This window comes from Massilia cellulosiltytica (assembly GCF_047325105.1).
Taxonomy (GTDB): Bacteria; Pseudomonadota; Gammaproteobacteria; order Burkholderiales; family Burkholderiaceae_D; genus Telluria; species Telluria orientalis.
Genome location: NZ_CP168562.1, coordinates 1,705,693 through 1,717,898, shown reverse-complemented (window position 1 = coordinate 1,717,898; position 12,206 = coordinate 1,705,693). Strand labels below are relative to the sequence as shown.

Below are 12,206 nucleotides of genomic sequence, written 5' to 3'. Positions count from 1 at the left end.
CCATGCATACCACTATCCCGCAACTGGGCCTCGGCACATTCCGCCTGAAGGAACAGCAGGCCATCGATGCCGTCGCCACCGGCCTGGAACTGGGTTACCGCCACATCGACACGGCGCAGATCTACGGCAACGAGGCCGAAGTCGGCCAGGCGCTGGCAGGATCCGGCGTGGCGCGCGGCGACGTCTTCGTCACTACCAAGATCTGGACCGAGCACCTGGCCGCGCACCGCCTGCGCGCCAGCCTCGAAGAAAGCCTCGTGAAACTGCGCACGGATTACGTCGACCTCACCTTGATCCACTGGCCGTCGCCGGGCGCCGCGGTGTCCGTCGCGGAATCGATGGAAGCCCTGCTGGCCGCGCGCGAGGCGGGCCTGACGCGCGCCATCGGCGTGTCGAACTTCCCGATTGCGCTGCTGCGCGACGCCATCGCGGCCGTGGGCGCGGACAACATCGCGACGAACCAGGTCGAGCTGCACCCGTTCCTGCAGAACCGCGCAGTGGACGCGTTCATGGTCGATGCCGGCATCCACCTCACCGCCTACATGCCGCTCGCCTACGGCAAGGTGATGGACGACGCCACCATCGCCCGCATCGCGCAGGTGCACGGCGCGACGCCGGCCCAGGTGGCGCTGGCCTGGGCGATGGCGAAAGGATATGCCGTGATCCCGTCGTCGACGAAGCGCGCGAACCTGGAGAGCAACCTGCGGGCGCGCGACCTGATCCTGTCGCGGCAGGACATCGCCGACATCGACGCGCTGGACCGGGACGAACGCCTCGTCAGCCCGGACTTCGCGCCGGCGTGGGACTAGACTACCTGTCCAACTCCTTGTAGTGGCGGAAGATCCCTTCCTCGTTGAAGGGAATCCGCCGCCCGGACTTCAGGTAGGCCGCAATGCGCGGCCGCGCGGCCACCCGGTCGTGCAGCGCGGTCAGCAGCGGATAGCCCGCGTCGATGCGGCCCAGCGCCTTCGGGAAGGCGTAGCGCAGGCCCGCGACGAGCTGGAACAGCGACAGGTCCGCGTAAGTGACCGCGTCGCCCAGCAGGTAGTCCTTCGGTTCGGGCCGGGCCAGGATGTTCTCGAACCAGTCGAAGAATTTCGGGATGCGCGTGTCGATGAAGTCGGCCGACCGGCGCTTGGCTTCCGGGCGCTGGTCTTCGAAATACAGCGACGTCGCGATCGGATGGTGCGTGTCGTGCGTCTCGGCGACCAGGTCCGCGATGGTCAGCTGGATCTGGTTCACCCAGTATTTACCTTGCGCATCCTGCGGCGCCAGCCCGTGGCGCTCGCCCAGGAACATGAGGATGTTGGCGGTCTGGCCCACCGTCACGTCGCCCGCCTTCAGGAACGGCGGCGCGAACGACGGGTGGTCGGCGCCGTCCATCGCCGCGATCATGCGCGCCATGCCGCCCGGCTCGCGCGCCACGTCCACGTATTGCACCCCTGCCTCTTCCAGCGCCAGGCGCACGAATTCGCCGCGGCCCTGGATGCTCGGCCAATAAAAAAGTTCATACACCATGCCATGCTCCTCAACTTGTTCGGTCTGACTCAATTATCGAGCAGGATTTTGATGTTCGGCGCGGCAATCGTGCTAGTCTTGCGTCTGGCGCTTGCCTGACAAAAGATTAATAAAAAGAGAGACATGAAAACAAGAATTGATAACGGGATGGGGCATCGGAGGCTCCGATCTTGATCTGCTGAACGATTTATTTCCGTTAAGCAAACCAACAAGACGCAACCACCGATAACGATTTTGCCCGGAGCGCATTATGATTTTCGCTCACCTGACCAAACACTGGATGGCCCGTCGCCGCCAGTACAGCCTGTCGTCGTGGGTGCTGTGCATCGCGCGCAGCCTGCGCGTGCTGGCCTATTACCGCGACCACCGCGCGCTGTGCCAGTTGGGTGTCTACCGCAACCACGTCGCGAAAGACGCCGGCGACGACCTGTTCCACCACCTCAGCCACCGCGACTACCTCATCAAGGACTTGAGCCCGCGCCAGCGCGTGCAGGCCGTGCTGAGCCACTACCGGTTCGAAGAAACGACGTTCAGCGACAGCTACCTGGACGCCGTCTACGGCCAGCGCTGCCTGCCCCTGTGGCAGCAGGAGGCCGAGGGCAGCACGTTCATGATCCAGCTCGAGATGGCCTCACGCAGCAATGCCGAAGGCGACCTCACCCTCGCCCTCATCGCGGACGGCAAATGCCTGCACCGCCTGTCCTTCAGCTGGCTCGAAGGCGACATGGTGGGCGTCAACATGCCCGTCGTCCCGTTCATCGCGCGCAACCAGGGCCGCTGGATCGATTCCGGCGCCGCGTTCGAAGCGTTCGAACGGGTCTTCCCGAACAACTCGCCCAGCTTTTTCTGCTTCGCGGCCATGCAGGGCATCGCGCTGGCGCTCGGCATGGACAAGGTCGTCGCGATCCGCAGCGAAGCGCACATTGCCTACGATCCCGATCCGGAAAAACATTTCGCCAACGCGTATGACGGCTTCTGGAAGATCCTCGGCGGCGAGGACATGCCGGGCCGCGACGGCTACCTGATCCCGCTGCCGTTCTACGTGAAGCCGTTGTCCGAGATGCCGTCCAAGCACCGCAAGCGCGCGGCGCTGCGGCGCGAACACTGGCGGCTGATCGGTGACGCGTCCCGCGCCGTCATCCAGCGCCATCTGCTGCATGCGCGCGCGCACGTGGCGCATCCGGCCGCGGTGCCCGAACCGGCCTGAATACCTGGCGGCCTGGCCCACGCCGGCAGGACACCTGCGCGATAATGATCCTCTGAGCAAAACCAGAGGATCACCTTGCACAACTTCGACTTTCATAATCCCACCCGCATCCTGTTCGGCGACGGCCAGATCGAGCGCATCGGCAAGCTGGTGCCGTCCGAGGCACGCGTCCTCGTGCTGTACGGCGGCGGCAGCATCCGCGCCAACGGCACGTTCGACGCCGTGATGGCCGCGCTGGCCGGCCGCACCGTGTTCGAGTTCGGCGGCATCGAGCCGAATCCCACGGTCGAAACGTTATCCGAAGCGATCGCGCTCGTCCGCCGCGAACGCGTGGACTTCCTGCTGGCCGTGGGCGGCGGCTCCGTCATCGACGGCACCAAGTTCGTCGCGGCGGGCGCCCTGCTCGACGCCGACCCGTGGACCATCCTCGAACAGCACGCGAAGAACGTGCGCGCGGCGCTGCCCATCGGCGTCGTGCTGACCCTGCCGGCGACGGGGTCCGAGATGAACGCGGCCGCCGTCATCACGCGCAAGCGCACGCAGGAAAAATTCGCGTTCGTCTCGCGCACCGTGTACCCGCAGTTTGCCGTGCTCGACCCGACCCGCACCTACACGCTGCCCGCGCGCCAGGTGGGCAACGGCGTCGTCGACGCGTTCGTGCACGTGATGGAGCAGTACATGACGGTCCCGGCCCAGGCCAAGGTACAGGACCGGTTTGCGGAAGGTTTGCTGCTGACGCTCGTCGAGGACGGTCCGCGGGCGCTGGCCGCGCCGGAGGACTACGATGTCCGCGCCAACCTGATGTGGACGGCCACGCTGGCCTTGAACGGCCTGATCGGCACCGGCGTGCCACAGGACTGGTCCACGCACACGATCGGCCACGAGCTGACCGCGCTGTACGGCCTCGACCACGCGCAGACGCTGGCGATCGTGCTGCCGTCGATGCTGCGCGTGCGCCGCGCGGCCAAGCGGGAGAAACTGCTGCAATACGCGGCCCGCGTGTGGGATCTCCGCACGGGCGACGAGGATGCGCGCATCGAGGCGGCCATCGCCCGCACGGAAGACTTCTTCCGCGCCATGGGCGTAGGGACAAGACTGTCCGACTATGGCCTGGGCCGCGATGCGATCCCGGCCGTGATTGCCGCACTGGAAGCGCATGGCATGACGCGCATGGGCGAGACCGGCGAGGTCACGCTGGACGTGGCGCGCGCGGCGCTGGAAGGCGCCGCCTGAGCGCGGAACCATCCGCTTTACAACATGTCTATTGGCTGAAGCATCACGACAAGGCGCGTTGTGCTACACTCGCGCCTTCGCTAGGGGTCCTGGGAGTTCGCTTCCCGGGTGAGAGATACCCTTCGTACCTGATCTGGATAATGCCAGCGAAGGAAAGCGCAACGCAGTTCCCATCCTTGTTTGCCCTTCCCCCCGTTGGCTCCGGCTTTTAAGAAAAAGCAGCGCGCCCATCGCCGGCGCGCGAAAACGAGCAAACCATGAACCGTCATTTGAAGTACACCGCAGTCGCGTACGCCATCGCGCAAGCCTTCATCGCGAACGCACATGCACAGGACACCACCCACCCCGTCGCCGAAGTCGTCGTGACGGGCAACCGCTTCATCGCCGTCGACCGCGCCAGCGTCGGCGGCTTCGGCGAAGCGTCGCTGTTCGACACTCCGGCCTCCATCATCTCCATGGGCCGCACGCAGATGCAGGACCTGTCGATCCGCTCGACGACCGAGGCGGTGCGCTTCGACGCATCCGTCGCCGACGCCTACAACGCCGTCGGCTATGCCGAGCAATTCTCCATCCGCGGCTTCGCCCTCGACAACAACTACAGCTATCGCAAGGACGGCTTCGCGATCCCGGGCGACACGCAGATCCCGCTGGAGAACAAGGAACGCTTCGAAATCCTGAAGGGCCTCGCGGGCCTCACGGCCGGCATCGCCACGCCGGGCGGCATCGTCAACTACGTGACCAAGCGCCCGACGAATGCGCCGCTGCGTTCCGCGACCGTTGAAGTGTCCGAGCGCGGCACCCTGTACGGCACCGTCGATCTCGGCGGCCGCTTCGAGGACCGCCGTTTCGGCTACCGCATCAACGCGGCCGCCGCCGACCTGCATCCTTACGTGCGCGGCGCGAACGGCGACCGCCAGTTCGTGTCGGCCGCCTTCGACTGGCAGATCACGCCGGATGCGCTGCTGCAGCTGGACACGGATTACCAGCGCAAGGCCCAGATCACGGCGCCCGGCTTCCAGCTGATCCAGGGTACGACGCTGCCGACCGGCGTGTCGGCCAAGATGCTGCTGAACGACCAGCCGTGGACGCGCCCCGTCACGACCAAGGACAGCAACGTGGGCCTGCGCTTCGAATACAAGCTGGCACAGGACTGGACCGCCACCGTGTCCGGCAACAAGCACTGGTTCAAGCGCGACGACTTCACCGCGTTCCCCTACGGCTGCAGCAACGAGGGCGCGGGCTATTATCCGGGCTACTGCGGCAACGGCGACTACGACGTCTACGACTACCAGAGCACGGGCGAGCGCAAGTCGCCGTGGGGCGTGCAGGCGCAGGTGCAGGGTAAATTCGCGACCGGCGCGCTGCGCCACGCGCTCACCCTGGGCGCATCGTATTCGGAGCGCCACGACAGCTTCGGCGACTACGTCTACGACTACGTCGGCTACAGCAATATCTGGCACCCGCTCGCGACGCCGCACGTCGCTGCCGACCGCGTGACGGGCCCCGTGTTCGAGCGCCGCAGCGACGAGGAACGCGCCGTGTTCGCGCAGGACATCGTCAGCCTGACGAACCAGCTGACCCTGCACGCGGGCCTGCGCCACGTCCAGATCAAGCGCAGCGAATTCGTCGACGACGCCACCGGCTACGTACACGCCGACGACTCGTTCCTGCTGCCGAACGTGGGCCTCGTCTTCAGCCCCGCGCGCGACTGGAACGTGTACGCTGCCGTCAGCCACGGCCTGCAGCACGGCGGCATCGCGCCGATGCAGACGACGAATGAGAATTCGGTGCTGGCGCCGCAGCGTTCGCACCAGGTCGAGATCGGCGCCAAGGCCGCGCTGGACAATGGCCTGAACCTGTCGGCCGCGCTGTTCCAGATCCGCCAGGGCCTGGAATACACGAACGCGAACAACACGTTCGTCCGCAACGGGCGCGAGACGCACCGCGGCATCGAGCTGACCGCCCAGGGCCGCGCGACGCCGGCGCTGGACTGGAGCGTGTCGCTGATGGCGCTGAACACGCGCCAGGAAGGCACGGGCCAGGCGGGCATCGACGGCAAGCGCGTCACGGACGTCCCCGCGTTCAAGTCGACGGCATGGGTGCAGTACGCCGTCGCCGCGATCCCGGGCCTGAAGCTGGACGGCACGTGGCAGTACTCGGGCAAGAAGGCGTTCGACGTCGAGAACACCGTGTTCGTGCCGGACTACCACGTGTTCGGCGTAGGCGCGTCGTACGGCCTGAAATGGGGCACGACGAACGTCACCTTGCGTGCTCGGGCGGAGAACCTGTTCGACAAGTTCTACTGGCGCGATGTGACGCCGGCGCTGGGCGGCTATCTGTTGCCGGGCGCGCCGAGGACGTTCCGGGCGTCGGCGCAGTTCGACTTCTGACCTCGTCGCCCCCGCGAACGCGGGGGCCCATGCCGACTCTCCGGAGTCTGCCCGTTTAAACAGATCGCGTTGTATCCGACGGACCGGATTCTGTAGCTCGGCATGGGTTCCCGCTGTCGCGGGAACGACGGGCGTCGGGTGGTCCTATCAATGCCTCCACCTGCCGCACCCGCGCATCCAGCTCCCCCGTCAGCAGCGCAAACGGAATCCCCCGCGCATCCAGCACGTCCACGAGCTGCGCATGCACGCGCTGCCTCACCTCCTCCGACTCGCGCTGCAACCCGTCCGGCACCCACGGCAGATCGGGCGCCGCCACGAGCGTGAACGCGTAGTCGTGTTCCGCTTCCAGGGCGAGCAGGTCCGGCGGCACGCGGCCCCAGTAGATGCGGCTGTACACGGCCGTCATCAGCGGCGTCGTGTCGACGAACAGCAAGTCCCGCACGCGCGGGTCGCGCGCGAGCAGCGCCTCGCGGGCACGCTGCGTGCGCGCGATGCCGGGCTGGTCGTCCTCGCGCGGCACGCGCGCGTTCACCTCGACGAATTCGCGCAGGTATTCCGGCACCCACAACGTGCCGTAGCGCGCCGCCAGCGCCTGCGCCAATGTCGACTTGCCCGTCGATTCGGCGCCCAGCAGCGCAACACGTACCACCGGTGCCACGGTCATCGCGCGCCCTCGGCCACCGGCATGTCCGCGTCCTGCGCGGCATGGGTCCACGCGCGCAGGCCCAGCACGGCCAGCACGACGAACACGGCGTACAGGATTGCCGTGAGGTGCAGGCCCTTGTAGATGTACAGGCCCACGTACAGGATGTCGACGACGATCCACGTGTGCCAGTTCTCGATCTTCTTCCGCGCCGTGAGCAGTTGGCCCAGCAGGCTGCCCGCGGTGAGGAAGCCGTCCATGTGGGGCACGTCCGTGTCCGTGCACGCCTTCAGGAATGCCGACAGCGCGAAGAAGCCGACGGCCCAACCGAGCAGCGACGCGAGCCGGCCCGTGTGCGACAGGCGCGTCACGGGCAGCGGCCTGCCCCCGGCGCCGCGCAGCCACTGCCACCAGCCCCAGATCGAGGCGGCGATGAACACGCCCTGCAGGCCGGCGTCGCCGTACAGGCGGGCGTCGAAGAACACGACCCCGTACGTGGCGGACGACACGATGGCGAAGAACCAGCCCCAGTGATTGCGCAGGATGGTCAGGACGACCGTCGCGACGGACAGCACGAAGCCGAGCAGTTCGAGCGGCGTAGTGGAAAAGCCCAGCAGGACCAGGGTATCGTTCATGGGCGGACAGTGACAGGTGAGTCGGCGATTATGGAAGGTGGCGCGGGTTTATGCAACCCGACGGCGAGTGTCCGTTTCCGGACACCGCTGCCCGCCAGCGGGCAATGCGGCAGTCCGCCCCCAGAGGGAAACCCTGCTGGCACGGGGCTTGCAGTACAGGCAGCATCACAATGCCCGCTTTGATCATGGACCAGGCCATCCCGCTCGACATCCTCCGCCGCCGCACCCGCATGCGCCTCGCCTCCACGCTCCTCGTGCTCGGGGCCCTGTGCGCCGCGGCGTGGGGCCTGAACCGCGCGCTGCGTCCGAGCGTGTCCGCGGCCGACGTCGTCATCGCGGAAGTCCGGCGCGGGAACGTGGACAACACGGTGGGCGCGGCCGGCGTCGTCATCCCCGTGCACGAGGAAGTGGTGGCGAGTCCCGGCGCGAGCCGCGTCGCGCAGGTCCTCGCCAAGCCCGGGCAGCAGGTCCGCGCGGGCGACCTGCTGCTCGAACTGGACGACCGCGACATCCGCCTCGCGCTGGAAGCGCTGAAGGAACAGCTCGCGCAGCAGGACAACCGCATTGCGACCTTGAAGCAGGAACTGGAACAGAAGCGCACGCAGATCACGAGCAGCCTCGAACTGCTGGAGATCGATTTGCAGGCCGCGCGCGCCACGCTGGAACGCAACGAAAAGCTGCGCTCAAGCGGCCTCGTATCGGGCGAAAACCTGCTGACCGCGCAGCTGAACGTGAAGCGCACGGAGATCCAGCTGCGCCAGCAGCGTGCGCTGCTCGAGGCCACGCACCGCACGACGGCCACCAATATCGCGGCGGCCGACCTGCAGAAGGCGATCCTGCAAAAGCAAATCGCGCAACAGGAACAGCTGCTGGACCGCACCCGCGTGCGCGCCCCGTTCGGCGGCATGCTCACCTGGCTGTTGGAGGAAGAAGGCGCGAGCGTGGCGGCGGGCCAGCTCGTCGCGCGCGTCTCCGAATTGAACAACTACCGCGTCGAGGCGACGCTGTCCGACTTCCACGCGCGCCAGCTCGCGCCGGGACAGGCCGTGCGCGTGGAGCAGAACGGCGAGATCATGGCCGGCACCGTCCACACGATCCTGCCCGAAATCCAGAACGGCACCATCAAGCTGCTCGTCGACCTCGCCCAACCGCGCAATCCGCACCTGCGTAACAAGATGCGCGTCGACGTCGCCGTCGTCACCGAGCGCCGCACGAACGTGCTCGTGGTCGACGGCGGCCCCGCGTTCAACGGCCGCGGCCCGCAACCCGCGTTCGTCGTGCGCGACGGCGTGGCGCGCAGGACGACCCTCGACCTGGGCGCCGGTGACGGCAAGGTCGTCGAGGTCGTGGCCGGCGCGCACGCGGGCGACCGCGTCGTCGTCTCCGACACGGCCGACTTCAAGCACCGCGACAGCATCGGCATCACGAACTGAATCCAAACGAGAGGACACCATGATCAGACTGAACCAGGTCAGCAAGACCTACCGCACCGACAAGGTGGAAACGCTGGCCCTGAAAGACATCGACCTCGTCGTCGAGCGCGGCGAATTCGTCGCGCTGATGGGCCCCAGCGGCTGCGGCAAGAGCACCCTGCTGAACCTCATCGGCCTGCTCGACCGGCCCAGCCAGGGCGCGATCGACGTGGACGGCATTCCGATCAAGCGCTACGCCGACCGCCAGCTCGCGAAGCTGCGCAACCAGACGTTCGGCTTCATCTTCCAAAGCTTCCACCTGATCCAGGACCTGCGCGTGATCGACAACGTGGAACTGCCCCTGCTCTACCGCAGCGTGTCCGGCGGCGAGCGGCGCCGGCTCGCGCGCGAGGCGCTCGCCCGCGTGGGCCTGTCCGCGCGCATGGACCACTACCCGAACCAGCTGTCCGGCGGCCAGCAGCAGCGCGTGGCGATCGCGCGTGCCATCGTCGGCCAGCCGCACGTGCTGCTCGCGGACGAGCCGACGGGGAACCTGGACAGCCGGATGGGCGCCGAGATCATGGACATCCTGCTGAAACTGAACGCGGAAGGCACGACCATCGTGATGGTCACGCACGACGAGCGCGAGGCGTCGCAGGTCGGCCGCATCGTGCGCGTGTTCGACGGCCAGCTCGTCCAGCCGGAGCATCTCCATGCTGCGTAACTACCTGCTGACCGCCTACAAGGTCTTCATGCGCCGCAAGCTGTTCACGGCCATCAACCTCGCGTGCATCGTGCTCACGCTCGTCGTGCTGATGGTGATCAGCGCCCTGCTCGACACGGCGTTCTGGCCGACCGGCGTGGAAGGCCGGAGTGACCGCCTGCTGCAGGTGTACGGCATGCGCAGCGAGAGCGTCAACGACAAGGGCCTGCCCACCGGCCTGCGCACCGGCCTGCTGGGCTACAAGACGATCTCGCGCTACCTCATGCCATTGACGAGCGTGGAGCGCGTCTCCGCCATCACGACGACGAGCGAGGTCTCGGTCTACCAGGGCGACCGCGTGAGCCGGCTCGACATGCGCCGCGTCGACGCGAACTACTGGAAGATCATGCAATTCAAGCTGCTGGCTGGCCGCCTGCCGGACGAGGACGACGACCGCCTGGGCCGCATGGTGGCCGTCGTCAACGCGACGACGGCGCGCCAGCTGTTCCCCGGGGCCGCCGCGGTCGGCCGACGGATCAGCGTGAACGGCCAGGTGTTCGAGATCATCGGCGTCGTCGCGGACGTCATCCACATCAACGCGTACGCGGACATCTGGGCGCCCCTGTCGACGTTCCCGTCGTCGAACTACCGCGACGAATACACGGGCATGTTCGCCGCGCTGCTGCTGGCGCGCTCGCCCGCCGACCTGCCGCGCGTCCGCGCCGACGTCGAACGGGTTGCGAAGACCATCCAGCCGGTCGGCGACAAGATCTTCGGCAAGACGACGTTCTGGGCCGATACGAAGCTCGATGTCGTCGCCCGCGCATTGCAGGGCCGGGAGAGTCATGTCGATTCCGGCGGGAGCCGGCTCCTGGCGATGATCGCGGGCGGCATGCTTGTGTTCATGCTGCTGCCCGCGCTGAACCTCGTCAACCTGAACATGGGCCGCATCATGGAACGCAGCGCGGAGATCGGCGTGCGCAAGGCCTTCGGCGCCACCAGCCTGCAGCTCGCGGGCCAGCTCGTCGTCGAGAACGTGCTGCTGTGCCTCGCCGGCGGCCTGCTCGGCCTGGCCTGCGCCCAGGGTGTGCTGTGGTGGCTCGAAGCATCGCAGCTGATCCCCTACCTGGAAGTCCACATCAACCCGACCGTGTTCGGCTGCGGCATGCTGCTCGCCTTCGTGTTCGGCCTGCTGTCCGGCGCGATCCCCGCGTGGAAGATGTCGCGCCTCGATCCCGTCCATGCCCTGAAAGGAGCCGCGTGATGCTGCGCCACCTGTTGCGACTGACCTGGAAGCGCAAGTCCAGGAACCTCATGCTGAGCCTCGAGATCCTGCTCGCCTTCGTCATCGTGTTCGGCATCGCCGCGTTCGGGCTGCGCTACTGGCAGCTGTACCGCCAGCCGGTCGGCTTCGACGGCACCGACACGTGGTCCGTGCAAATGCAGATGGGCGAAGCGCCGCCCAATTCCATCGCGCCGGACGTCTACGACACCATGCGCCGCAGCCTGCTCGAACTGCCGGAGGTGCGCGCCGTGACCTTTGCCAGCTATGCGCCCTACACCCGCTCGACGTGGACCACGACGTTCGCGTCGCCGCAGACCGGCGCCGCCGTGCAGACCAATACCATCGAAGCGGGCGACGACCTGCCGGAGGTGCTCGGCATGCGGCTCGTGGCCGGGCGCTGGTTCGGCGCCGCCGACGACGGCCAGGACGCGCGGCCCGCGGTCGTGAACCGGCGTGTGGCCGCCGAGATGTTCCCGGGCCGGCCGGCGCTGGGCCAGCGCTACACGAGCACCGACTACGGCGTCACGCGCACCTTCCGCGTGATCGGCATCGTGGACGCGTTCCGCAACCAGGGCCCGCTGATGGTGCCGACGAACTTCGTCCTCATGCGGTTCACGCCGCACACGACCGATTCGCGCGTGCGCACGATCCTGCTGCGCGTCGCGCCCGGCACGCCGCGCGGCTTCGAGGCCAAGCTGAACGAGCGGCTCAAGGCGGTCCGCAACGATTGGGGCTACCAGATCGCGCCGCTGCAATCGCTGCGCGCCTCGCTGCTGAAGGAGCAGCTCATACCGCTGGCCGTGGCGGGCGTGATCGCGTCGTTCATGCTGGTCATGGTCGCCTTCGGCCTGTTCGGCGTGCTGTGGCAGAACACGACGCGCCGGATCCCCGAGATCGGCCTGCGCCGCGCGATCGGCGCGCGCGCCGCCGACATCTACCGCCAGATCGTCCTCGAACAGCTGCTCATCGGATCCCTGGCGATGGGCGTCGGCCTCGTGCTGCTCGTGCAGCTGCCGCTCACCGGCGCGCTGGGCGACACCTTGAACTGGTCCGTGTTCGCCGGCGCCGTGGGGCTGTCGATGGCCGTTATCTATCTGCTATCCTTGGCGTGCTCGCTCTACCCCGGCTGGCGCGCGAGCCGCCTCGATCCGGCCGCGGCACTGCACTACGAATAAAAGGC

11 protein-coding genes and 1 riboswitch are annotated in these 12,206 nt (G+C 67.3%); of the genes, 8 read left to right on the top strand and 3 right to left on the bottom strand.

The features are described 5' to 3' along the window. Positions 1 to 2 precede the first annotated feature (2 nt). Positions 3 to 809, top strand: a complete 807-nt coding sequence (gene dkgB, locus ACEN9H_RS07640; protein ID WP_413674290.1) for a 2,5-didehydrogluconate reductase DkgB — start codon at positions 3 to 5, stop codon at positions 807 to 809. Position 810: 1 nt separating this feature from the next. Here the strand turns inward: dkgB and ACEN9H_RS07635 are convergent, their stop codons facing one another. Then, the gene (locus ACEN9H_RS07635; protein ID WP_413674289.1) at positions 811 to 1,518 is read right to left on the bottom strand and encodes a glutathione S-transferase; all 708 of its coding nucleotides are present in this window, start codon (positions 1,516 to 1,518) and stop codon (positions 811 to 813) included. A 250-nt stretch (positions 1,519 to 1,768) separates the two neighbouring features. Between ACEN9H_RS07635 and ACEN9H_RS07630 the strand changes: the two genes are divergently transcribed. The 3 genes from ACEN9H_RS07630 to ACEN9H_RS07620 all read left to right on the top strand — a co-directional run bounded on the left by ACEN9H_RS07630 (position 1,769) and on the right by ACEN9H_RS07620 (position 6,348). Then, entirely contained in the window at positions 1,769 to 2,725 is a 957-nt protein-coding gene (locus tag ACEN9H_RS07630) for a DUF535 family protein (protein WP_371764443.1), read from the top strand. Positions 2,726 to 2,800: 75 nt separating this feature from the next. Continuing rightward, the gene (locus ACEN9H_RS07625) at positions 2,801 to 3,958 is read left to right on the top strand and encodes an iron-containing alcohol dehydrogenase (RefSeq protein WP_413674288.1); all 1,158 of its coding nucleotides are present in this window, start codon (positions 2,801 to 2,803) and stop codon (positions 3,956 to 3,958) included. A 72-nt stretch (positions 3,959 to 4,030) separates the two neighbouring features. Then, a riboswitch (TPP riboswitch) is annotated at positions 4,031 to 4,130 on the top strand. 85 nt (positions 4,131 to 4,215) lie between these two features. Continuing rightward, positions 4,216 to 6,348, top strand: a complete 2,133-nt coding sequence (locus tag ACEN9H_RS07620) for a TonB-dependent siderophore receptor (protein WP_413674287.1) — start codon at positions 4,216 to 4,218, stop codon at positions 6,346 to 6,348. 55 nt (positions 6,349 to 6,403) lie between these two features. Here the strand turns inward: ACEN9H_RS07620 and ACEN9H_RS07615 are convergent, their stop codons facing one another. Both ACEN9H_RS07615 and pnuC read right to left on the bottom strand, forming a co-directional pair. Next, entirely contained in the window at positions 6,404 to 7,012 is a 609-nt protein-coding gene (locus ACEN9H_RS07615; protein ID WP_413674286.1) for an AAA family ATPase, read from the bottom strand. Then, positions 7,009 to 7,626 (bottom strand): nicotinamide riboside transporter PnuC, encoded by a 618-nt coding sequence (pnuC, locus tag ACEN9H_RS07610; RefSeq protein WP_160410051.1) that lies wholly within the window; start codon positions 7,624 to 7,626, stop codon positions 7,009 to 7,011. The genes ACEN9H_RS07615 and pnuC overlap by 4 nt, the downstream gene beginning before the upstream one ends. Before the next feature lie 170 nt (positions 7,627 to 7,796). On the opposite strand from pnuC, the gene ACEN9H_RS07605 reads away from it, so the two are divergent. The 4 genes from ACEN9H_RS07605 to ACEN9H_RS07590 are packed head-to-tail and all read left to right on the top strand — an operon-like array spanning position 7,797 to position 12,201. Beyond that, positions 7,797 to 9,059 carry an efflux RND transporter periplasmic adaptor subunit gene (locus ACEN9H_RS07605; RefSeq protein WP_413674285.1) on the top strand — a complete coding sequence of 421 codons (1,263 nt, stop codon included), beginning with the start codon at positions 7,797 to 7,799 and terminating at the stop codon, positions 9,057 to 9,059. Between the two features lie 19 nt (positions 9,060 to 9,078). Next, entirely contained in the window at positions 9,079 to 9,762 is a 684-nt protein-coding gene (locus tag ACEN9H_RS07600; RefSeq protein WP_056330580.1) for an ABC transporter ATP-binding protein, read from the top strand. Beyond that, positions 9,752 to 11,005 carry an ABC transporter permease gene (locus ACEN9H_RS07595; RefSeq protein WP_413674284.1) on the top strand — a complete coding sequence of 418 codons (1,254 nt, stop codon included), beginning with the start codon at positions 9,752 to 9,754 and terminating at the stop codon, positions 11,003 to 11,005. Before ACEN9H_RS07600 ends, ACEN9H_RS07595 begins: the two co-directional genes overlap by 11 nt. Further along, the gene (locus tag ACEN9H_RS07590) at positions 11,005 to 12,201 is read left to right on the top strand and encodes an ABC transporter permease (RefSeq protein ID WP_413674283.1); all 1,197 of its coding nucleotides are present in this window, start codon (positions 11,005 to 11,007) and stop codon (positions 12,199 to 12,201) included. Before ACEN9H_RS07595 ends, ACEN9H_RS07590 begins: the two co-directional genes overlap by 1 nt. The last annotated feature ends 5 nt before the right edge of the window (positions 12,202 to 12,206 follow it).